General features: G+C 59.9%; 18 protein-coding genes. 6 read left to right on the top strand and 12 right to left on the bottom strand.

Translation table 11 applies throughout. The annotated features are described in order from the left end of the window. Positions 1–26: 26 nt before the first annotated feature. Positions 27–1,685, top strand: coding sequence for a tetratricopeptide repeat protein (locus ACR0DJ_RS05920; RefSeq protein WP_480684174.1), 1,659 nt, complete (start codon positions 27–29; stop codon positions 1,683–1,685). A gap of 146 nt (positions 1,686–1,831) precedes the next feature. Here ACR0DJ_RS05920 and mfd read toward each other — a convergent pair whose 3' ends face one another. Then, complete coding sequence (gene mfd / locus ACR0DJ_RS05915; RefSeq protein ID WP_480684173.1) at positions 1,832–5,290, bottom strand: transcription-repair coupling factor; 3,459 nt, start codon at positions 5,288–5,290, stop codon at positions 1,832–1,834. Positions 5,291–5,311: 21 nt separating this feature from the next. Beyond that, positions 5,312–5,836 (bottom strand): component of SufBCD complex, encoded by a 525-nt coding sequence (locus tag ACR0DJ_RS05910; RefSeq protein WP_170344104.1) that lies wholly within the window; start codon positions 5,834–5,836, stop codon positions 5,312–5,314. Positions 5,837–5,956: 120 nt separating this feature from the next. Between ACR0DJ_RS05910 and hemB the strand changes: the two genes are divergently transcribed. The 4 genes from hemB to ACR0DJ_RS05890 all read left to right on the top strand — a co-directional run bounded on the left by hemB (position 5,957) and on the right by ACR0DJ_RS05890 (position 10,809). Beyond that, complete coding sequence (gene hemB / locus ACR0DJ_RS05905; RefSeq protein WP_257598820.1) at positions 5,957–6,955, top strand: porphobilinogen synthase; 999 nt, start codon at positions 5,957–5,959, stop codon at positions 6,953–6,955. A 142-nt stretch (positions 6,956–7,097) separates the two neighbouring features. Next, positions 7,098–7,673, top strand: coding sequence for a lipid-binding SYLF domain-containing protein (locus tag ACR0DJ_RS05900; protein ID WP_152458143.1), 576 nt, complete (start codon positions 7,098–7,100; stop codon positions 7,671–7,673). A gap of 168 nt (positions 7,674–7,841) precedes the next feature. Then, a complete protein-coding gene (locus ACR0DJ_RS05895; protein WP_480684172.1) occupies positions 7,842–10,304 on the top strand; it encodes a penicillin acylase family protein in 2,463 nt (820 codons plus the stop codon). Positions 10,305–10,413: 109 nt separating this feature from the next. Beyond that, positions 10,414–10,809, top strand: a complete 396-nt coding sequence (locus ACR0DJ_RS05890) for a nuclear transport factor 2 family protein (RefSeq protein ID WP_171362763.1) — start codon at positions 10,414–10,416, stop codon at positions 10,807–10,809. 1 nt (position 10,810) lies between these two features. Here the strand turns inward: ACR0DJ_RS05890 and ACR0DJ_RS05885 are convergent, their stop codons facing one another. The 5 genes from ACR0DJ_RS05885 to trkA form a co-directional block, all read right to left on the bottom strand. Beyond that, positions 10,811–11,116: a putative quinol monooxygenase gene (locus ACR0DJ_RS05885; protein ID WP_480684171.1), complete on the bottom strand. Its 306-nt coding sequence runs from the start codon at positions 11,114–11,116 to the stop codon at positions 10,811–10,813. 14 nt (positions 11,117–11,130) lie between these two features. After that, positions 11,131–12,408, bottom strand: coding sequence for a GTPase HflX (gene hflX, locus ACR0DJ_RS05880; protein WP_257598824.1), 1,278 nt, complete (start codon positions 12,406–12,408; stop codon positions 11,131–11,133). Next, on the bottom strand, positions 12,408–12,647 hold the full coding sequence (gene hfq, locus ACR0DJ_RS05875; protein WP_005982826.1) for an RNA chaperone Hfq: 240 nt from the start codon (positions 12,645–12,647) through the stop codon (positions 12,408–12,410). Before hfq ends, hflX begins: the two co-directional genes overlap by 1 nt. Positions 12,648–12,779: 132 nt before the next feature. Then, a complete protein-coding gene (locus ACR0DJ_RS05870) occupies positions 12,780–14,318 on the bottom strand; it encodes a TrkH family potassium uptake protein (RefSeq protein ID WP_480684169.1) in 1,539 nt (512 codons plus the stop codon). Continuing rightward, positions 14,318–15,694: a Trk system potassium transporter TrkA gene (gene trkA / locus ACR0DJ_RS05865; protein ID WP_480684168.1), complete on the bottom strand. Its 1,377-nt coding sequence runs from the start codon at positions 15,692–15,694 to the stop codon at positions 14,318–14,320. The genes ACR0DJ_RS05870 and trkA overlap by 1 nt, the downstream gene beginning before the upstream one ends. Positions 15,695–15,790: 96 nt before the next feature. On the opposite strand from trkA, the gene ACR0DJ_RS05860 reads away from it, so the two are divergent. Continuing rightward, positions 15,791–16,270 (top strand): hypothetical protein, encoded by a 480-nt coding sequence (locus tag ACR0DJ_RS05860; RefSeq protein WP_425078362.1) that lies wholly within the window; start codon positions 15,791–15,793, stop codon positions 16,268–16,270. Between the two features lie 18 nt (positions 16,271–16,288). Here ACR0DJ_RS05860 and ntrX read toward each other — a convergent pair whose 3' ends face one another. From ntrX to dusB, 5 genes are all read right to left on the bottom strand, one after another. Beyond that, positions 16,289–17,698 carry a nitrogen assimilation response regulator NtrX gene (gene ntrX / locus ACR0DJ_RS05855; protein ID WP_152458151.1) on the bottom strand — a complete coding sequence of 470 codons (1,410 nt, stop codon included), beginning with the start codon at positions 17,696–17,698 and terminating at the stop codon, positions 16,289–16,291. After that, the gene (locus tag ACR0DJ_RS05850) at positions 17,695–19,959 is read right to left on the bottom strand and encodes a sensor histidine kinase NtrY-like (RefSeq protein WP_170344732.1); all 2,265 of its coding nucleotides are present in this window, start codon (positions 19,957–19,959) and stop codon (positions 17,695–17,697) included. The genes ntrX and ACR0DJ_RS05850 overlap by 4 nt, the downstream gene beginning before the upstream one ends. Positions 19,960–20,082: 123 nt before the next feature. Further along, the gene (locus ACR0DJ_RS05845) at positions 20,083–21,450 is read right to left on the bottom strand and encodes a response regulator (RefSeq protein WP_480684167.1); all 1,368 of its coding nucleotides are present in this window, start codon (positions 21,448–21,450) and stop codon (positions 20,083–20,085) included. Beyond that, positions 21,450–22,538 (bottom strand): two-component system sensor histidine kinase NtrB, encoded by a 1,089-nt coding sequence (locus ACR0DJ_RS05840; protein WP_425078363.1) that lies wholly within the window; start codon positions 22,536–22,538, stop codon positions 21,450–21,452. The genes ACR0DJ_RS05845 and ACR0DJ_RS05840 overlap by 1 nt, the downstream gene beginning before the upstream one ends. Then, positions 22,535–23,518: a tRNA dihydrouridine synthase DusB gene (dusB, locus tag ACR0DJ_RS05835; protein ID WP_480684165.1), complete on the bottom strand. Its 984-nt coding sequence runs from the start codon at positions 23,516–23,518 to the stop codon at positions 22,535–22,537. The genes ACR0DJ_RS05840 and dusB overlap by 4 nt, the downstream gene beginning before the upstream one ends. Between the last annotated feature and the right edge of the window lie 52 nt (positions 23,519–23,570).

The raw sequence follows: 23,570 nt of genomic DNA, 5'->3' as shown, positions 1-23,570 counted from the left end.
GACCTGAACCGAGCGGAGGGCTTCTGATGCGTGAATACTATGATCTGGGCAGCTATTCCTGTCCGGTAACGACCTCCGTTCCCGAGGCTCAGCTGTGGTTCGACCGCGGCCTGAACTGGACCTATGGGTACAATCACGAAGAAGCCGTGGTTTGTTTCCAGCGTGCAGTCGAACATGACCCCCAATGCGCCATGGCATACTGGGGCGTCGCCTATGCAGCCGGGCCAAATTACAACCTGCCATGGGACTTGCAGGACAAGCAGGGACGCAGCAAGGCGCTGGCGCTGGCTTATGATGCCATGCAAAACGCCCTTCGATTGGCGGACCGCTGTACGCCTGTCGAGCAAGCTCTGATCCGAGCCCTTCCAGCGCGATACCCGCAGCGGGATCCGGCAGAGGACATGCACCGGTGGGATCACGAGTTTGCCGAAGCAATGCGCGCGGCGTTCGCCGCGCACCCCGATCATGCGGACCTGCGCACCATCTACGTCGAGGCGCTTTTGAACCTGACGCCCTGGAAAATGTGGGACCTGCAAACAGGCCAACCGGCAGATGGCGCTGCGACGCTTGAAGCGCAAGAGGCGTTGGAATGGGTCCTGTCCAACGATCCGGCCGCCATGTCTCATCCCGGCCTGCTGCACCTTTATGTTCACCTGATGGAGATGTCGCCCACCCCGGAAAAAGCCCTGAAAGCCGGTGATGTCCTGCGCACATTGGTGCCCGATGCGGGGCACCTGGTGCATATGCCGACGCATATCGACGTGCTGTGCGGCCACTACCACAACGTGGTGCATTGGAACGAAAAAGCCTCGGACGCGGATCTGAAGTATTACGAACGCGAAGGCGCGTTCAATATCTACACCGGCTACCGCCAACACAACTATCACTTCGCCATCTACGGCGCGCTGTTTCTGGGGCAGATCGAACCTGCCCTGCGCGCCAATCAGGGTTTGTGGGAAACGACGCCCGAAGAAATGCTTCGCATCGAAAGCCCCCCCATGGCGGATTACTTCGAAAGCTACATGTCCATGGGGCCGCACATCCTGATCCGCTTTGGCCGCTGGGAAGAGGCCAGGGCGCTGGAGCTGCCCTCCGACCCGGATCTCTACCGCACCCTGACGGCCACGACCCACTACGCCCGCGCCATCGCACTTGCCGCAACCGGTGATGTTGTCCATGCCGAAGCGGAAGAGAACCTGTTTCTCGCAGCCAGGGAATGCGTTCCGGAAACGCGCAGGCTGCACAACAATCGTGTGATCGACCTGCTGGAAATCGCGCGAGAGATGCTGCGCGGTGAGATCGAGTACCGAAAGGGCAATTTCGAGATCGCCTTTGCCCATCTGCGCCGCTCGGTCGAACTGGACGACACCCTGCCCTATGACGAGCCCTGGGGCTGGATGCAGCCCACCCGCCACGCGCTTGGCGCATTGCTGTTCGAACAAGGTCATGCGGCAGAAGCAGAGGCTGTCTATCGCGAAGATCTTGGCCTTGGCGGTTCGCTCAGCCGCGCTTCGATCCATCCCGACAACGTGTGGAGCCTGAAGGGGCTGTACGATTGCCTCAAAGCCCGCGGGGAAGATGTTGAAATCCTACAGGTCAAACAACGCCTGGATCTGGCTCTGGCCCGGGCAGATCGGGCGGTTGCGGCGTCCTGTTTTTGTGCGCAGGCTGCAATGCGTGAATAATGTGCGATGAATCGCGCTGCCGCGCGATGCCTCCGGCGGGGATATTTTTGGCCAGATGAAGCCGGGGTCCGTTACTTCATCTGGCCGCAAATATCCCGGGGGAGATGCGCGGAACGCGCAGCGGGGGCAGAGCCCCATCTTGCCTATCAGCCAGCCTTGGTCTTCTTCTTTTCCGCGACCACCTTTTCAGCAAGGTCACGGGCAATCGCAAAGGCCCCTTTGATCTTGTCGCTGTCTTTCTTCCAATCCCGGCGCACGACGATCTTGTTATCCTTGACCTTGGCCATGCCGCGCTGGTTCTGAATGAACTCGACCAACCCCTGAGGGGATGCGAACTTGTCATTGTGGAACTGGATCGTCGCGCCTTTCGGGCCTCCGTCCAGCTTGGCAATGCCCGCCCGTTTACACATGGCCTTGATACGCACGACCAGCATCAGAGTGTTAACCTCTTTCGGCAGTTTGCCGAAACGGTCGATCAACTCTGCGGCAAAACCTTCCAGTTCCACCTTGGTCGACAGCGATGACAGGCGCCGATAGAGGCCCAGACGAACATCCAGATCGGGCACGTAATCCTCGGGAATCAGAACCGGCACGCCCAGATTGATCTGCGGGGCCCACTGGTCATCAGCATCCGACAGCCCCTCCATCTCACCCGCTTTGATCTTGGCGATCGCCTCTTCCAGCATGGACTGGTAGAGTTCATAGCCTACATCGCGCATCTGACCGGACTGTTCTTCGCCCAGTAGATTGCCCGCGCCTCGGATGTCCAAATCCTGCGAGGCCAAAGTGAACCCGGCACCTAACGTGTCCAGAGAGCCCAGAACCCGCAGGCGTTTCTCGGCAGTGGCGGTCAGCTTCTGCCGTGGTTTGGTGGTCAGGTAGGCATAGGCGCGGGTTTTGGACCGCCCCACCCGGCCCCGGATCTGGTAGAGCTGCGCAAGACCGAACATATCGGCGCGGTGCACGACCATCGTGTTCGCCGTCGGAATGTCCAATCCGCTTTCCACAATGGTCGTGGCCAGCAACACATCATACTTACCGTCATAAAACGCGTTCATACGGTCATCGAGTTCACCCGCCGCCATCTGGCCATGTGCGACCACATAGGACAGTTCCGGCAGTTGGCTTTTCAGGAACTCCTCAATCTCGGGCAGGTCCGAGATGCGAGGGACGACGTAGAAACTCTGCCCGCCGCGATAGTGTTCACGCAGCAGCGCTTCTCGGATCGTGACCGCGTCGAATTCGCTGACATAGGTTCTGATCGCCAGACGGTCGATAGGCGGGGTGCCAATGATCGACAGATCGCGCACCCCGGTCAGCGACAATTGCAAGGTTCGCGGAATCGGGGTTGCGGTCAGGGTAAGAACATGGATGTCCGAGCGCAGTTGCTTCAGCCGTTCCTTATGCCCCACACCGAAGTGCTGTTCTTCGTCGATGACCAGCAGACCCAGATTGTGAAACCTCATGTTCTTGGCCAGCAGCGCATGGGTCCCGATCACGATATCCACCGTACCGCGGGCCAAACCTTCGCGGGTTTTCTGGGCCTCTTTCGCCGAGACAAAGCGCGACAATTGCCGAACCTCCAGAGGAAAACCGCGGAACCGTTCCCTGAAGCTTGCGGCATGCTGGCGGGCCAGCAATGTTGTCGGAGCCACGACCGCAACCTGCACGCCGGACATGGCAGCGACAAAGGCGGCGCGCATCGCCACCTCGGTCTTGCCAAAGCCGACGTCACCGCAGATCAGCCGGTCCATCGGCGCGCCCGAGTGCATATCCTCCATTACATCCGAGATCGCCCTCAACTGGTCGTCGGTTTCCTGATAAGGGAAACGGGCGCTGAACTCCTCCCACGCGTGCGGCGGAGGGTCCATCACGGGAGCTTTACGCAAGGCACGTTCCGCCGCGATGCGGATCAGCTTGTCGGCCATCTCGCGGATGCGTTCTTTCAGCTTGGCCTTCTTGGCCTGCCAGGCGCCGCCGCCAAGTCGATCCAAAAGCCCTTCGTCATGGCCGTATTTCGACAGCAGTTCGATGTTTTCGACCGGCAGGTACAGCTTTGCCTGCTCGGCATATTCCAGCAGCAGGCATTCATGGGCGGCTCCGGCGGCCGTGACGACCTCCATCCCCATGTAACGACCGATCCCGTGATCCACATGCACCACCAGATCACCGGGGCTGAGGGATTGGGTCTCGGTCAGGAAATTCTCGGCCTTGCGGCGCTTCTTGGGTTGGCGGATCAGCCTGTCGCCCAGAACATCCTGTTCGGCGATCACCGTCAGGTCGGGGGTCTCAAAACCGTGCTCCAGCGCCCAGACGGCAAGATGCAGGCCGCGCTTACCGATACGCGTGCCATTTGTTATCGGAATCGCCTCGGCCAGACCTTCATCCTCGATCAGGCCGGTCAGACGTTCGCGCGCACCTTCCGAATAGGACGCAATAAGCACCGGACCTTTGTCGAGCCTGGCGGTGATGTGGCTGGCCAAAGCACCGAACAGGCTGATGCTTTCCTGCTGACGTTCGGGGGCAAAGTTGCGCCCGATCCGCCCGCCCGCATCGATGACACCCGGGCCCGACGCCTGCGGCAAGGGGCTGAACTGCATGAAACGCCGATCCGCGACGGCCGCCTCCCACGCGGCATCATCCAGATACAGCAGCCCCGGAGGAGTGGGTTTGTAGACCGTATCCATACGGGATCGGTTTTCCAGCGCCAGACGCCGGGTTTCGTATTGATCGGCAATCGTCTCCCATCGGGCCAGTCTGGCCGGTGTAACCTGATCATCGACAGTGATCGTGGCATCCGGCAGATAATCAAACAGTGTTTCAAGCTTCTCGTGGAAGAAGGGCAGCCAATGTTCGATGCCCTGATGTTTGCGACCGGCGCTTACAGCCTCGTAAAGCGGATCATCGGTTCCGGCAGCGCCGAATTCGATCCGATAGTTCTGGCGGAACCGCGTGATAGCCGCATCATCCAGAATGACCTCGGACACCGGAGCAAGTTCGACCACGTCCAGCTTTTCGGTCGTGCGCTGAGACACGGGATCAAAACGGCGCGCGCCGTCCAGTACGTCTCCGAACAGGTCCAGACGGACGGGGCCCGATTCACCCGGAGGGAAGATGTCGATGATACCGCCGCGAATGGCATAATCGCCCGGCTCCATCACGGTGGGGCTTTGCGTGAAGCCCATGCGCACCAGGAAGTTCCGCAGCGCGGTCTCGTCAATGCGCTGATCGACGCGGGCGGTAAACGCCGCTTCGCGCAACACGTCTCGCGCCGGGACGCGTTGGGTAGCCGCATTCAATGTTGTCAGCAACACGAATTTCTGCGGCATCTGGTGAACCAGCGCCGCCAGCGTGGCAACGCGGGCCGCCGAGATATCCGCATTGGGGGACACCCGGTCATAGGGCAGACAATCCCAGCCCGGAAACACGAAGACCGGCATGTCGGGGGCAAAGAAAGCCAGCGCGGCGCGCATCGCCTCCATCCGCTTGTCGTCACGTGCGACATGGGCCACCGGCCCGTTGCTGCGGGCGATTTCGTTCAGCACAAGCTGCGCGTCAAACCCTTCGGGGGCGCCGCCAACTGTCACGTGGTTCGGAGCCTTCATCGCCTCGCCTTTCAGATTTTGCTATCCCAGAACGCCAATCGAGATGTTCTGATACATGCCCCAGAACGAAGTGACCAGTATCGAGATCATGCCTATGATCTGGGTATAGAGCCGACAGCGCGCAATGGTTTTCGAAACCGAGTCGAGCGTCAGTTCCTGCCGCCGCAACCGTCGTGCATGCACGATGTTCACCAGCAGAACAAGCGTCAATGGAAACAGAAGAAGGAACACGGCCTGCGCGAACTCGACGCCGTAATAGAACCCCAGCGTGGCCAGTCCGGTGAACAAAAAACTCCCGAACGCCAACAGGATGGTTCCTGACATGTCGACGATCAAAAGTATCCGGTTGGTGTGTATGCGAACGATGTCGAGAAGGTCGATCTCGACCTGCCCGCCAATGCGTCGGGCACGCACCACCAGATCGTAGGGAATGCCCATCACCCAGTGACTGGCCGATGACCAGACAACCGCCAGCACGATCCAGAACCAGAGATTCGAGAAGCTGCGCATGTCGATGACTTCAAAGATCGAAGAGTACCAGTCCAAACCCAACCCTTTATTCCAACCACTCAGAGAGGTTCGGCCACGCTGCCGCGTCCATTGATACCCTTGAGACCTTTGTGAATTCATGCCACCCAATGCACGAATGTTCAAGGAGAACGCGCCATGAAACCGACCATTGCCCCTTATCCCATGACCCGCTTTCGGCGTGCCCGTCAATCCCGGGCAATCCGCGGGCTTGTGCGCGAGAACACCTTGACCACGGATGACCTGATCTGGCCCGTTTTCGTACGCGACGGCGAAGGGATTGAAGAGCCCGTTCCCTCGATGCCGGGCGTGGTTCGCCGGTCGGTGGATCTGATTGCAAAAGCGGCCGTCGAAGCGCAGGCGCTTGGAATCCCGGCGATCTGCATCTTTCCCTACACGGATTCTGCGCTGAAAACAGAAGACTGCGCCGAGGCCTGGAACCCCGACAACCTGTCGAACCGGGCCATCCGGGCGATCAAGGCGGCAGCCCCTGACATCGCGGTGATGACGGACGTGGCGCTGGACCCTTACAATATCAACGGTCATGACGGTTACGTCGTCGACGGCGAGATCGTGAATGATCAGACCATCGAAGCGCTGGTCAAGATGACCCTTGCCCAGGCCGACGCCGGAGCCGACATCATCGGACCTTCGGACATGATGGACGGCCGGATCGGGGAAATGCGCCGCGCTTTGGAAGGCGCCGGGCATCACAACGTGATGATCCTCAGCTATGCCGCGAAATACGCCAGCGCTTTTTACGGCCCCTTCCGCGACGCCGTCGGCGCCTCGGGCGCGCTGACCGGTGACAAGAAAACCTATCAGATGGACCCGGCCAACTCGAACGAAGCCCTGCGGCTGATCGAACGCGATCTGACCGAGGGCGCGGACATGGTGATGATCAAACCGGGGATGCCTTATCTGGATATCTGTCGCCGTGTGAAAGACAGCTTTGGTGCACCCACCTATGCCTACCAGGTCTCGGGCGAATACGCGATGATCCAGGCGGCCGCCCAGAATGGTTGGATCGACGCAGAAAAGGCGATGCTGGAAAGCCTGCTGGCCTTCAAGCGCGCCGGGTGCGACGGTATTCTGACCTATTTTTCGCCTCAGGTTGCCCGCATCCTGCAAGGCTAAAACCCCGAAGAGTCGCAATTTTTCGCCGACAAGCCCCCTTGAGCGGGCAGCTTTCCCGTGACACATCGCCCTAATCGGCGTATCCTTGCCGGCAAGATCGGGATGACCCGACACATCAGGCACAGTTACAGAGAAAAAAACCATGAGCAGTTCCAACTCCCCCCGACTGAACCGTCGCGGCTTTGCTTTGGGCATGGCAGGCCTGTCCCTGACCGCCGCCTGCGGCAACGGCGTCGGCAATTCAAACTCGGCCATGATCGACGCCCGCGTCGATGCCACGCTGACCGAAATGTACAGCCGGTATCCCAACACCGTGGAAATCGCGAACAAAGCCAACGGCATGTTGGTTATGCCCCTGATCACCGACGCCGGATTGATCTTCTTTGGCGGCGCCTACGGCCAAGGCGCGCTGCGCATCAACGGCGCTACGGTCGATTACTATTCTGCAATTTCCGGAACCGCAGGTCTGCAAATCGGTGCGCAGCAATATGCGCATATCCTGTTCTTCATGACCGAAGATGCGCTGAACGATTTCCGCCGTTCCAGCGGATGGACAGCCGGTGCCGATATTGGATATGTGGTTGACGCAACAGGGAATTCCTTGTCCACGGACACGACAACACTGCGTTCGCCGGTGCTGGCGGTGGTCTTTGGCCAGGCCGGTCTTAAATTCGGCGCGACCGTCGAAGGAACGAAATATACCCGCATCATTCCATAACCCGGATTACCACTTCCCCCACACATGGCCCCGTCGCAGCACAACACTGCGGCGGGGCATTTGATTTCAACCCTTCCCGCGCAGGTTCTTGCCGCGTTCCTCTTTCGGTCGGACCGACCATCCTCTAGTCTCTGCGCAACATTCGTCTGAACAAGAATTGAGGCAGTAATGGGTCTTGTTTTCCGCTGGCTGGTGCGCATCGCGTCGGGTCTGATCATTTTGATCCTCGCCGCAATGGGCCTTGTCTATTTTTTGGCCAGCCAATCCCTGCCGGACTATGACCAAACGCTTGAGGTCGACGGTCTGACCGCGCCGGTCGAGATCGTACGCGACACCGCCAACGTACCGCATATTCTGGGCCAGACCGATCCCGATGTGTTCTTTGGTTTGGGATATGCCCACGCACAGGATCGACTGTGGCAGATGACGGTCATGCGCCGTACCGCACAAGGCCGTCTGTCCGAGGTCTTTGGCCCGCGCACGCTTCACATCGACAAGCTGTTGCGCAGGTTGGACCTTTATGGGCTGGCCCACCGCTCGGTCGAGGTGCAGGACGATTATACCAAGGCCGCCTTGCGCGCCTACTCTGCCGGAGTCAATGCCCGCCTGACCGAGATCAACGAAGAGGCGCTGGGTCGCGGCGCACCCGAGATGTTCCTGTTCAACGCCCCGGTCTCGCCCTGGCAACCGGGTGACAGTATCGCAATAATCAAGCTGATGGCGCTGCAACTGTCAGGCCACCTGACCGATGAAGTTCTGCGCGCGCGCACGTCCTTGATGCTGAACAACCCAGAACGTCTGGCCGACATCCTGCCCGACGTTCCCGGACCCGGCATTGCCGCGCTGCCCGAATATGCCACCCTGTTCCCAGAACTTCCGCGTTATGCTGCGGGAACGGACATTCCCGAAACACCTCTTTCACCCCTTCCCAAACGTGGTCTGGCCGGAGCTTCAAATGCCTGGACCGCCGCGCCGTCACGTTCTGCAAGTGGCGGAACCCTGTTGGCCAACGACCCTCATTTGGGTTTCACTGCGCCCGGGATTTGGTACCTGGCACATCTCGGCCTGGAAAAAGGCGGTGTCATCGGGGCCTCGATCCCCGGTGTGCCCGCCATCATGACCGGACGCAGCGACCGGTTGGGATGGGGGCTTACATCCTCGTATCTTGACGATCAGGACGTTCATATCGAGCAGCTTAATCCCGACAACCCCGAGGAATACCTGACCCCGACCGGCTTCAAGAAGTTCCGGACCCGCCCTTCGATCATCGAGATCAAGGGGGAAGCTCCGGTTACGCTGACCCTGCGCTGGACCGAGAACGGGCCGGTGCTGCCGGGCACGGACTACAAGCTGGAAACCATCACCCCGCCGGGGCATGTGGCATCGCTGTCCTGGACGGCACTCAGCCCGCAGGACACGTCGATGTCGGCGTCCATGGCGCTGATGAACGCCGACAACGTCGAACAGGCCATCGCGGTCGGCGAACAGTTCATCGCGCCTTCTCAGAACCTGTCGCTGGTCGACAAGACGACCATTGGGATGAAGCTGATCGGCGCCATGCCTCGGCGTGATCCGCAAAACCAAAGCCGTGGGCGTATCCCCTCGCCCGGCTGGATCGAGGCCAATCGCTGGCAAGGCCGCCTGCCCTATGCCGACAACCCGGAATTCGTGGCCCCCGTCGGCGGTGTTCTGGGCAACACGAACAACAAGATCATCGACCGCCCGTTCCCGGATCACGTCTCGTATGAATGGGGCGATACGCAGCGCGTGCATCGCTGGGAACGCCTGATGCAATCGCGCGAGGTGCATACCCGCGACAGCTTTATCGAGGCACAGCTGGACACGGTCAGCTTTACCGCGCGGTCCCTGTTGCCGCTGATCGGTGCCGATCTGTGGTTCACCGGGGCTTCGGCCCCCGAAGGAACGCCGGAACGCCAGCGCCAGATCGCGCTGTCGCTGCTGGCGGAGTGGAACGGTGAGATGAACGAACACCTGCCCGAGCCGTTGATCTATGCGGCCTGGCTGCGTGCGCTGCAAATCCGGCTGATCTCGGACGAGCTTGGGCCTCTGGCCAGCGAATACAAACATGTCGAACCGCTGTTCATCGAACGGGTCTATCGCGACATTGACGGCGCGGGTGTCTGGTGCGACGTGGTTCAAAGCGCACCGGTCGAGACATGCACCGAGATGGCGCGGCTTGCGCTGGACGACGCGCTGATCTGGATATCTGAACGATATGGTAGCGCGCTTGAATCCCTGCGTTGGGGCGACGCGCATCAGGCAACTCATGATCATCCCGTGCTGGGCTCTGTCCCGATATTGCGGTTTTTTGTGAACATTCGCCAATCGACCAGCGGCGGCGACAACACATTGCTGCGAGGCCGCACCTCAGGCGAAGGGCCTGATCCGTTCCAGAACGTGCACGGCGCCGGGTATCGCGGTGTTTATGACTTTGCTGACCCCAACAGCTCGGTTTTCATAACGGCGACCGGGCAATCGGGTCACTTCCTGTCGCGCTACTATGACGATCAGGCGCAGCTGTGGCGGCGCGGCGAATACATCCCCATGTCACTGGACCTTGATCTGGCCCGCGCCGCGGCTGTCGGAACAACCAATCTGATCCCGCGATAATCCGCCTATTCGGCAAGTCCCCGCCCCGATTTTTCGGCCCTCGTGGCGCCCAAGGTCAAATTCGCCTAACATTATCAGACTGATTATGTGGGACCAAAGGGGGGCGAGTATGGCCAGTATTCGGGATGTCCTAAATAATCTTGCGCGCGACTACGCAATCGCATGGAGTTCTGGCGACGCTGACGCAGTTGCCGGCTTCTTCGCGTCAAACGGGCAGATCACCTTCAACGATGGCGAACCAGCCAAAGGACGCGAAGCAATCGCCAACCTGGTACGCGAATCCTACGCCAGCTTTCCAGATCTGGAAGTGCGCTGTGACATGATGCGATGGGCCGGAACGCATGCCATTTTCGTCTGGACCCGCGAAGGGCACCACGCCGAAACCGGCAATCACGTTGTCACACGTGGATGGGAGGAATGGGAACTGACGTCAGATTACCTTGTACAGTCTTCGTTGGGCTGGTTCGACGCGGGTGACCACCAACGGCAGATAGACGGGGCCTGACTCAACGCCTGTTGGATGCGCGTTCTATCCTGTAGTCTCGCGGTATCCCCTGAGTGACCCGCGACCAGTCAGACGCCCGTGTCCGGGCCTGATGTGCATCGAAAGCCTGCTGATCCGCAAACACTTCTGACACGTTGAACCGACCCGGACAGGTCTGATCCTCGATCACGTCGAAAGATATACAGCCCTGTTCCGCGCGGGTCAGTTTCACATGGTCCGGCAACGCTGCGCGCGCCTCCTCCAGCCGGTCCGCAGGCACATCTATATGGCCGTTCAGGAACACTCTTTGGTCCGGCTTGTCAGACATATCCAGCCCCAACGCTAATTCTTCAACGCCTCGAACTGAGCCGCTTGTTTCTCGGTCCACAGAACGGTGATACGAAACCCGTCCTCGGTCTGTTCTTCGCTGCTTACGACATCCTGGCGGAACAACCAGGCCCGCTTGTCCCCGTCAGAGAAAGACAGATCCAATACCGCCTCACGCCGTGCACCTTGCAGACGCATCGCGATCTCGGACAGCAAAGGTGCGATGCCTTCGCCGGTGACCGCCGAAATCGCAAAAATCTCGGGATCTCGGTCCGCGCGCGCCAGCGTTGCCTCGCGCTCATCGGCGCTCAGCAGATCTATCTTGTTCCAAACCTCAAGCCGGGGCCGCTCGTCGTCGACGCCCAGCGAGGTCAGGATCGCCTCGACATCCTGCGCCTGCGCCTCTGTTTCCTCGTGGCTGATATCACGCACATGGACGATCAGATCGGCACCCAAGACCTCTTCCAGCGTCGCCCGGAAGGCTGCCACAAGCTCGGTCGGAAGGTTCGAGATAAAGCCCACCGTGTCCGACAGGATCACTTCGGGGCCATCAGGCAGTTGCACGCGACGCATGGTCGGGTCCAGCGTGGCGAACAGCATGTCCTTGGCCATTACCTCGGCCCCGGTCAAGTGATTGAACAGCGTGGATTTGCCTGCGTTTGTGTAGCCCACGAGAGCGACGATCGGATAGGGCACCTTGGCCCGGGCGGCACGGTGCAGTGTCCGGGTCTTGACCACCTTCTGCAACTGCCGCCGCAAGCGCACCAGTTGTTCGTCAATGGCGCGGCGGTCGGCTTCGATCTGGGTTTCGCCGGGTCCGCCGACAAATCCCAAACCACCGCGCTGGCGTTCAAGGTGGGTCCAGGCCCGTACCAGCCGCGTCCGCTGATAGCTGAGCGCCGCCATCTCGACCTGCAACACGCCTTCCCGCGTACGGGCGCGATCGCTGAAAATCTCAAGGATCAACCCGGTCCTGTCGAGGATCTTGACCTTCCACGCCTTTTCCAGATTGCGTTGCTGCACCGGTGTCACCGGCCCGTCGATCAGAACCAGTTCAACTTCGTTGTCGTGAAAACGCTCACCAAGTTCTTCAATCTTGCCGCTGCCGAACAAATACCCGGCCTGCGCGCGTTGAAGGCGCACGATTTCGGATCCGATCACATCCAGATCGGGCAATGCGGCGGCCAGTGCCACCGCCTCTTCCAGCGCCGGTTCAGGGACACGGCGCTGTTCATCTGATTTGATTTCGGGATGCAGCACCCAGGCCCGGGTGCGCATCCGGTCATGTTCCATCAAGAGGCGTCTTCGCCCTCATACAGGTTGATCGGCTGTGACGGCATGATGGTCGAAATCGCGTGCTTGTATACCAACTGCGACTGTCCGTCGCGGCGCAACAATACGCAGAAATTGTCGAACCAGGTGATAACACCCTGCAATTTCACGCCGTTGATCAGGAAAATCGTGACCGGAACCTTAGCTTTCCGTACATTGTTCAGGAAGGCATCCTGAAGATTCTGTCTGTCCGAAGCCATATTTTTATAATCTCGCCATTGTTCTTGCTACGCGCTGCGGACCAACGCGCTCCCTCCGGCAGAGTATGGAGTGCTACGCACAGATATTCCAGATGAAAAATCAGGCGTTAGCCACCGCAAGTTACACCCGGCTCAATCCCGCCAAAGCGACGGGGTGATCAGGGCGATGATCGCCAGCGTTTCCAGGCGACCTACGACCATCGCCGCGCACATCGTCAGTTTAGCACCCGCGGAGAGGTCGATCAGGCGAATTTGAACGTCCGTGGCCAACTCGATCAACGGCCCCGTCGTGCTGAGCGTGGCCACGCTGAGCACCATGGCCTGTTCGAACCCGGACCCCATCGCCGCCAGCAGAAGGTTGAACACGGCAAGAGTCAGCGCAAAGAGCATCAGAAAGATCCAGGCGATGAACGCCCCATCGCTTTGAATGCGGCGATTGCCACCCCCTGCACTGCTGATGGACGAAGGATAGATCAGGCGATCAATCTCACGCGCGCCGTTCAGATACAGGGCGAAGACCCGCAACAGTTTGACCCCCCCGGCCGTCGTCGCGACGCCTCCGCCGATCAATGCCAGCCCCATCAACAGCAAACCGGGCGTTCCCAAACCCGACAGTTGCTGTGCGTCGTTCCAGTTCGCGCTTTCAAAGCCGGCCGTCGTCAGGAAAGCCAGAACGGTGAACAGCATCCCCCAAATGACCTGCAAAGCCTGCATTGGTTCCATTTGACCACCGATTTCCGTCACGCCCGCAACAACCCGGAAGAACAACAGGATTGCGACAGCCAAGACAATCATCAGACCGATACGAAACTCCGGGTCCTTATCCAGACGGGAATAGCCCGTTGTCGCGGTATCCTTCGAAAATGTCAGCCGCGAGAGCGCAAAGAACAGGAACAGAAACAGGATGGCTTCGCCCGTAAACCCGGCCTGCGCCCCTTCCATGCCCCCGACCGGAGAGATGCCGGACGTGGCCATTACTGCCATCGCATGGCACACGGCCGTCAGACCGACTTCACCCGAGATCAACAGAAGAACCCAGATCACGGTCGTCAGCCCGACATAGACTGGCGTCAGGGTCCTGGCGACACGGATCAGACGGCCACGCGGGTCCACGCGTTCGCTCTGTGCCACCCCTGACACCGGGCGCCCCGGCTGGCCTCTGGTGGTGACTTCGAACCCGCCAAGCGACAGCGGCGCAAGGATCGCCGCCGCGGCGATCCACATCAGCAGGCCCCCCATCCAACCGACCATGGCGCGCCACAAATGCAATGGGGCCGTCAGACGGGCCGGATCCGGAAACAGGTCCGCCCCCGTGGTCGTCAGAGAACTGACCATATCGAAATAGGCGTTCAGAAAGGTGGTGGTTCCAAGCGCGTCGTGAAACGGGATCGCAAGAAAGATGGGCAGCAGCGTGAAACAGCCCAGCATCACCGCCAACTGCCCCAACGTGCCGCGCCGGGGTATGCGGTTGGAGGACGCCATCGCGATCGTAGCCACCAGAAACAAGCCCAGTATCCCGGAATACAGAAAGGATCGTGACGTGTCGTGATCATCCAGTGCCAGCGCATAGATCGCCGGAATCCACATGGTCAGGGATGCAATGCCCCAGATCAGCAGGAACAACGGCAACCGCCGCAACAATCCAACCCGTTGTGTCCTTGCATGCGCCATCAGAAGAAATCGATTGAGACCTGCATCAGGCGTTCAACCTCTGGCACGTCCTTGGCCATGGCAAAGATTGCGACCACATCTTTTTCATCGATCCGCAGGCTGCCGGTCGGTCGCAGAACGTCGTCTCCCTTGCGGACTGCGCCCACAAGCACACCCTCGGGGAAGTCGATATCGCGCAGACGTTGCCCGGCCATGGGCGAGGTCGACAGAACCTCGGCCTCGATCACTTCGGCCTCGGCATCCCCGATGGAATAGACCTGACGCACCCGCCCATGGCGGATGTGTCGCAGGATCGAGCTGACGGTTGTCGCCCGCGGATTGATATAGGCATCGATCCCCAGAGGCCCCATCAGGGCCACCATGCTGGGGTCGTTGATCAACGCAATCGCCAGAGCACAGCCTTCGGCCTTGGCACGCACCGCGGCCAGCATGTTCGTACGGTCGTCATCCGTAACCGCCAGCATCGCATCGGCCCGCTCGATCCCCGCCTCGCTCAGCAACCCGGCATCCAGCCCGTCACCATGCAGCACGATCGTCCGTTCCAGAGCTTCGGCGGCAAGCTCAGCGCAATGGCGGTCGCGTTCGATGATCTTGGCCCGCACACGGCTTTCGCGTTCTTCCAGCGTTCTGGCCACTTCCAGCCCGACATTTCCGCCGCCCACGATCACCACGCGATCCTGCCGCTTCTGCGCCTTACCGAACACTTCCATGGTGCGATCCACGTCCTTGACGTTGGTAAAGACATAGCATTCGTCGCCCACAAACAGCTGATCATCGGATTCGGGGGCAAACAGCGTGCCTTCGCGCCGCACCCCAACCACGATGGAACTGAGGGTCGAGAACAGATCCGTCAGCTGCCGCAACGGTGTATTCACGATCGGGCAATCCTCTTCCACCCGCACCCCAAGCAGCTGCGCCTTGCCGTCCATGAAAATCTCGGTGTCAAAGGCGGATGGGGCAGACAGGCGGCGCATGGCAGCGGCGGCAACTTCGCGTTCGGGACTGATCACCACATCAATCGGCAGATGATCACGACGGTACAGATCCGAGTGGATCGCCTCGAGATAGGATTTCGACCGCAGGCGCGCGATCTTGCGCTGGATCGAAAAGACCGAGTGCGCCATCTGGCAGGTGACCATGTTCACCTCATCCGAATGGGTGGCGGCGATGATCATGTCAGCGTCACGGGCCCCTGCCCGTTCCAGCACGTCCGGGTAACTTGCAAACCCGGCGATCCCCTGCACATCCAGCGTTTCCGTCGCCCGCCTTACAAGGTCGGGGTTGCTGTCCACGACGGTGACATCGTTCAGCTCGCCCGAAAGATGCCGCGCGATCTGCCAGCCGACCTGCCCCGCACCGCAAATAATGACCTTCATGCTTCTGGCCCTTCTGCCTGAAAGGATTGAATGACAGATGCCCCCAGAGCGGTCAATTGAATTGTCATCGCAGCCCGGCTGCGGCAAGATAAGCGCATGAAAACGCTGTTTCCTATACTGCTACCTCTGATGGTGTTGTCCTCATGCGGACCTCTTTCGCTTTACTACCGCGAAGGTGAAACCGTGTCGCGCCTGCAAAAAGAGACCACCCAGTGCCAGCTGAAGGCGGTCAAAGAGGTGCCGGTAGCCAATCAGATCCGCCAAAGCCCGCCAACCTATTGGCCGGGGCGTACCTATTGCGACGGCAGTGGTCGTTGCTATCAATCGCCCGGCTGGTGGCAGCCCGGCCGTGTTTATACCGTGGATGTGAATCAGGGCCTGCGCAACACGGTCGAAGCGCAATGCATGGCCCAGAAAGGGTTTCGACCCGTCAGCCTGCCGCCGTGCAAGCAGAACGTGAAATCACGCGTGCCCGCAACGCGAACGACAACATTGCCACCGCTCAACAGCGCGTCGTGCTTTGTGAAATTCGATGACGGCTCGTTTCAGATCATAACGCCCGGTCAGGCCGGCTGAGGCCCTGCGACCGGCAGGTTATTCTGCCGGTTCGGGTTCATCGATTTGCGCCACGCGCGCGCCGGATTTGTTCGAAGTCACCACGCCCAGCGATTTCAGTTTCCGATGCAGGGCACTGCGTTCCATGCCTACAAAGCTGGCCGTTCGGCTGATATTGCCGCCAAACCGGTTGATCTGTGTCAGCAGATACTCTCGCTCGAACGCCTCGCGGGCTTCGCGCAACGGCAAGGTGGCCAGCGCGCCAGACAACACGACACGACCTGAATCTTCTGCCTTTTCTTCCTCGTTGGGCAACTCACGCGCCTCGATCGGGCCGGAGCCATCGCCAAGGATCAGAACCCGCTCGATCAGGTTCTTGAGCTGGCGCACGTTGCCGGGCCAGGTCATCGTCTGCAACAGGGCAACGGCCTCTTCCGACAATTCCCTGATCGGCAAACCCTGAGTTTCGTTGCACATCTCAATAAAGTGCTGCGCCAGAACCGGGATATCTTCGCGCCGATCTTCCAGTGACGGAACGGCAATCGGAACGACGTTCAGACGGTGGTACAGCTCTTCCCGGAAGCGTTCAGCCGCGATTTCCTCGTCAAGATCCTTGCTTGTTGACGAGATTACGCGAAGATCCACGCGCACCTTGTCACTGCCACCGACACGCTGGAACTGCTGATCCACCAGCACCCGCAGGATTTTTGACTGTGTCCCAAGGGGCATGTCGGCAACTTCGTCAAAATAGACCACGCCGCCATGTGCTTCTTCCAGCAAACCCGATTCCACGCCGCGTTCTGCCGATTCCCGGCCAAACAGCACCTCTTCCACACGCTCGGGTTCGATCCCGGCACAGTTTACCGTGACAAATGGCGCATTGGCGCGATTGGAATGGGCATGGATGTACCGTGCTGCAATCTCCTTGCCGGACCCCGCAGGGCCGCTGAGCATCACGCGGCCATTCGACTTGGTCACCTTATCCAACTGCCCCTGCATGGCGCGGAACGCGGCGGATTTGCCGATCATGTCGGAATTGTTGACTTCTTTCCGCTTCAGAGACGCATTCTCGCGACGCAGGCGAGAGGTCTCCATCGCGCGGCGGATCACCACCATCAACTGGTCTATGTTGAACGGCTTTTCGATAAAATCATACGCGCCCTGCTTGATTGCGGCGACGGCAATTTCAATGTTGCCGTGGCCAGAAATGATCACCACCGGCACGTCCGGGTTGTCACGTTTCACCGCTTTCAGGATGTCGATGCCATCCATGCGGCTGTCCTTCAGCCAGATATCCAGGATCAACAACCCCGGCGGTTCCGAGTTGATTGACGCCATGCACTCGTCCGAGTTGGCCGCCAGCCGGGTTGAATAGCCTTCGTCCTCCAGAATGTCGGACACCAGCTCGCGAATATCGCGTTCATCATCTACGATCAGAATGTCACTCATCTTTGGCCTGCTTTCAGTTTGTTGGTTCTAATTGCCTGCTTCTGTGGCGCTGCCGTTGGGGACACTGTAACCCCCGGCAATCGGATCACGGCCATCGCGCCAAAATGGTCCTGTCCGTCAAATACGGGCGCATCCTCGAGGGTCAGCGCGCCGCCATGCTCTTCTATGATCTTCTTGACGATGGGCAGGCCCAGCCCGGTCCCTTCGTCACGTGTCGTTACATAGGGTTCAAACAGCCGTGCCCGATCCACGGGCAGACCTATCCCGTTATCTGCAATGGTGATAACCGTACCCGCGTCATCACTGGTAACCGCCACTTTGATCTGTGGCAGAAGGTTGTCGGGCGCCCCTTTTTCTTTAAGGGTTGCAATGGCTTCCCCGGCATTCTTGATGAGGTTGGTCAGCGCCTGATTCAGCATGGTTGCATCCACATCCGCCATGATAGGCTGTTGCGGCAGATCGGCATCGATCTGCACATCCGGCTGCCCGGCCTGTTGCAGCAGGACCGCCTCATGCACCAGATCAACAAGGTTCTCTTCCCTGCGCTCGGGTTCAGGCATCCGTGCAAACTTCGAGAATTCATCCACGATGCGACGCAGGTCGTTGGTCTGCCGCACAATCACGTTGGTCATCGAATCCAGGCTGCTGCTGTCTTCCTCGTCCAGCTTGCGTGAGAACTTGCGCTTGATCCGTTCCGCGCTCAGCTGGATCGGGGTCAAAGGGTTCTTGATCTCATGCGCGATGCGGCGGGCCACGTCACCCCAGGCCGCCATCCGTTGGGCGCTGACCAGATCGGTGACGTCATCGAAGGCAACCACATATCCTTCCAGGCCCCCGTCTTCTCCGCGCCGGATGGCCATGCGGACCAACAGGTTCTCAAGCCGCCCCTTGCGGGTCACCTTGATTTCTCCCTGAACGGCCTCTTGCCCGCTGTCCTTCAGACTTTCGAACAGGGGCAGAAATTCCGGCACTGCAATGCCGATGGCAAGATGCTGCTCGCCCCTGGTCCAATCCAGCAACCGCTCGGCCGAGCGGTTCACGAAGGTGATGCATCCTTCCGGATCTACGCCAACGACACCGGACGTGACCGAGCTGAGCACCGAGTCGAACAGACGGCGCCGGCTTTCAATCTGCCGCGTGTTCTCCAACAGCGTATCCCGCTGTCCTTTCAACTGCCGGGTCATCTGGTTGAAATACCGGCCCAGCATCGCGATTTCGTCGTCGCTGGCTTCTTCAATCACCTGAACGCTCAGGTCACCGGCCCCAACCCTCTGTGCCGCAGTGGTCAACCGCCCCACGGGACGCGACAGCCGTTCGGCAAACCACATGCCCAGGGACATTGCCGCAAGGATCAGGATCAAGGCAAAGCCCAGATACAACAGGCCGAACTCGAACAGCACCCGGCCCCGTTCACTTTCAAGCTGTTGGTAGAACTGTGCCGTTTCCTTGGTATCGTCCAGCAGCGTCAACAACTGTCCGTCCACCTCGCGGCTGACATAGAGATAGCGATCCAGATAAGCCTTCAGAGGAACCAGCGCACGGAACTCGTTGTTGGGCCAGTCGGCGATGATCAGCAAGCCCTTGTCGGTGGCTTCAGCAATCTGTTCGGGGGTTGGGGCTTCGTAGTTGAACAGGTAGGACCGGTCCCCACGCGATTTGATTTCGCCACCGCCGTCGATGACATAGGCTTCGCGCAGCCCCCGTTGAATCTGAGCCTGCCCCTGCGCCAGAACTTCACGCAGTTCAGCGTCGGAGATATAGAAATCCAGCGATCGTGCATTATCCAGATATCGCGCAAGAACAGACGCGTCTTGTATCAATCCCTGGCGGTGTTCCTGTTCATAGGCTTCTGCTGCCGTCAGCGAAGATCCCACAACCTGACGCACGCGGTCGGAAAACCAGCCCTCAAGGCCGATATTGACGGTCAAACCGGCAAAAATCGCCACGGTCACGGTTGGTACCAGCGCCAGCAGAGTAAACGCCCCAATCAGGCGCAAATGCAGGCGCGAACCCGCCGACTTGGCCCGTCGTGCGGCAATCAAGCTGCCAACCTGTCCAAGCACAAGTGCTGCAACAACCAGAACGTAAACAAGGTCGGCCAACAGAATCAGTCGCAAGGTCGGTGCCGTCGCACCAAGATCGAAAGGACCGATGACAAGGTAAGTGGCCAGCGCCAGAACGGGGCCCATGAGGACCAGCCCCAAAGTGCCAAAATTGCGCAGTTTCCGTGATTTACGCCATCGACTGATCGATGGGATCATCCCGCTCTGTGCTCGGGTTGCCACTGTCTGCCCTCATCCTGATGTGCCACTTGCGCGGCTTACCGCCATATATCGTGATCTTTTCCCAACAGATGCCGGGATGCCACGGTTTGTGTGGCGATATTACATCAGTTTGCGTCGACGTGTCACCTGAATATCGAGATCCGTAATCTTTTTTCGCAGCGTATTTCGGTTGATTCCCAGCAGATCGGCACATTTCGCCTGATTTCCGCCGGTTGCATCCAGTGCGATTTCGATCAGTGGGGCCTCAACTTCACGCAATATGCGCTGATACAGACCCGGGGGCGGCAGAATGTTGCCGTGCAGGTCAAAATACCTCCGCAAGTGACGCTCGACCGAAGTCGACAGCTTTTCGCGTTCGCCACCGCTCAGGACCGGTTCTGCCTCTGGCTGGCTGCCCAGCACCATTTCCACTTCAGTTTTCGTGATTTCGTCAGCGCGGCTGGTCAGACCCAGCCGGCGCACGGCATTTTCCAGTTGCCGTACGTTCCCAGGCCAGGAATAGCGCCGCACCAGCTCTACCGCCTCGGGGCTGAGCCAGCGCTTGGTGCCGTTCTCCCGCTCTTCCCGCATCAGGAAATGCTCGGCCAGCAACGGAATGTCGTCCACCCTTTCTCGCAATGACGGTACGTGGATCGTGGCCCCGCACAGACGATAATACAGGTCCTGGCGGATACGTCCGTTCTCCATCCCTTCGGTCAGGTCCGACTGGCTGGTGGCCATGAAACGGGGAACGTGATCGCCCGGTGTGTCCATCATGCGGACGATACGCGCCTGAAGCTCATCATCGATATCTGCGATTTCGTCTATCAACAATGTGCCGCCGCGAACCCGCGCCATCACGCGCGCCGGGCCCTCCAGATCGCGCAATTCGGCAGCGGTGACAGTGACAAAGGGCAAGGTTCGACGGTCGGAGAAATCGTGAATGGCCCGCGCAATCAATGACTTGCCCGTGCCGCTTTCGCCGGAGATCATGACCGAGAGATCCGTGTTCATCACCCGCGCAACCAACCGGTACAGGGCCTGCATCACCGGTGTACGCCCGACCAGAGGCAGTTCTTCGGGGCGCTCGCTTGTGCCTTCGGTTGGTACTGGCTGGGCACGTTGTTTCTGATCCAGCGCCCGCGCCGTCCGTTTCATCAGATCCGGCAGGTCGAAGGGTTTTGGCAAATAGTCATAGGCATCCGCCTCTGTCGCCTGAATCGCCGTCATGATGGTGTTTTGTGCGGAAATCACGATCACCGGCAAACCGGGGCGGTCTTCGGCAATCTTCGGCAGCATCTCAAGCCCGTTTCCATCGGGCATGACCACGTCGGAAATCACCACGTCCCCTTTTCCCTCGCCGACCCAACGCATCAATGTGGTCAGCGACGAGGTCGCGTGCACCTTGCACCCGGCACGCGTCAGGGCCTGTGTCAGAACAGTGCGGATCGTGCGATCGTCGTCCGCGACCAGTACGGTGCCATCCATCAGGTGCTCTCCTTCTTGTCCTCGATTGCGTCTCGCGGCGCGCGGCGCAGTGACAGTTTGAATACCGTTCGCCCGGGCACGGATTCGGCCGAAATCCAGCCGTCATGGTCCGAGATGATCTTGCTGACCAGCGCCAACCCCAGGCCGGTGCCGTTTTCCCTGCCGGATACGAACGGATCGAAAATGTCGCCACGGATGTCTTCAGGCAGCCCCGGACCATCGTCGATGATCTCGATCTGCAAGGGCAGCGAGTGCCCCGACCCGTCACTGCGACGCAGCCGGAAGGAATGTTCGAAATAGGTGCGCAGGCGGATCGTTCCGCCCTGCGGCCCCGCCGCCTCGGACGCATTCTTAAGCAGGTTCAGGACCACTTGCAGAAACTGGTCCGGGTCTCCATAGGCCAGCGGCAGCGACGGGTCATAGTCTTCGATGATCGTCATATCCGCACCAAATCCCAGCAACGCGGACCGTCTTGCGCGATCCAGCACATCGTGGATGTTGACCGGCTTGAAGTCAGGTTTCTGAAGGTTCCCGAATTGCTCGACCTGTTCCAGCAGTTTTACGATCCGGCGGCTTTCGGCGACAATAAGATCAGTCAGTTCAAGATCTTGCGGCGGTATATTCATGCTGAGCAACTGCGCCGCACCGGTGATCCCGGCCAGCGGGTTCTTGATCTCGTGCGCCAGCATTTCCGCCATGCCGATGGCGGATTGTGCCGCGGATTTGACCGTATTCCCCCGCGTCATCCGACCTGCCAGTTCACGAGGCGAGATGATCATGATCATGGACCCCGGATGCCCGACCAAAGGCGCAATCTGCAACGCGCATTGCAGCGGCGCCCGGCTACCCGATCCCACATCCACATCATTCACGAACAAAGGTGTGCCCTGCCAGCGGGCGCGCTCGAACGCCTCTTCCAACGGCGCGTCCACGGCGATCTGATCCCACACCGGATGGCCGATCACCGATTTGCGCGACGCGTTCAGAAACCCCTCACCGGCAGCATTCACATCGGATATCCGGTCCTGTTCATCAATAATGAACGCCGGAACCGGCAGCGAGTTCCAGATGCTGGCGTCAGAATTCATGCCGCCACCTCGTCCGTGACGCTGAGCGCATCCGCCAACAGGCGCAGCACTTCCCCCGGATCGCGTGACGTCAAGACCGCCCGGCGCAGAGGCGCAGGTGTTGCGGCTTCGTCCATGTACCACCCCAGATGCTTGCGGGCGACACGCAGACCCAGATCGGTGCCGTAGAAATCCAGCATCGACTGATAATGCGCGCGAACCATATCAATCAGATCAGGACCGGTCGGAATATCGGGCGTCTCGGCCCCGTACAGGTCGTGACAGATTTGCGCCAACAGCCAGGGCTTGCCCTGAGCACCACGACCCACCATCACCCCATCCGCGCCGGACTGGCGCAACGCGGTTCGCGCGGCGTCAGTGTCCACGATATCTCCGTTCGCGATGACCGGGATCGAGACGGCCTCTTTCACCGCCCGGATCGCCCGCCAATCAGCGTGACCCTTGTAGAACTGACAGCGTGTGCGGCCATGGATCGTGACCATCTGAATACCCGCGTCCTGAGCGCGGCGCGCCACGTCGGGCGCGTTCAACAGATTGTCGTCCCATCCCAGCCGGGTTTTCAGCGTCACCGGCAGATCGACCGCGCCCACAACGGCCTCGATCAGTGCCAGCGCGTGATCCGGCGTTTTCAGAAGGGCCGAGCCGGAATAACCGTTTGTCACCTTCTTGGCGGGGCATCCCATGTTGATGTCGATCACGCGCGCGCCACGATCGGCCACCTGACGGGCCGCCTCGGCCATCCAATGGGCCTCGCGCCCTGCCAGTTGTACGGCGGTGTTTTCCACATCCGCGGACAGTTCCGCCCGCTCCCGCACGCCGGGTTTGGCCTGCACCATCTCCTGACTGGCGACCATTTCACTGACCACCATGCCAGCACCAAACCGCATCACCAGATCGCGAAACGGGCGGTCGGTGATTCCGGCCATGGGGGCCAGCAAAACAGGCGGTGCTATTTCCTTGTCGGCAAGGTGCAATGTCAACGCGCTTAATCCTTGGGCAGTTGTGGTTTTGATATCGTTTTCTGCGCATATG

Source organism: Ruegeria sp. BF10 (assembly GCF_056538725.1).
The sequence above is the reverse complement of the archived record's forward strand: the minus strand, read 5'-3'. Positions and strand labels throughout refer to the sequence as shown.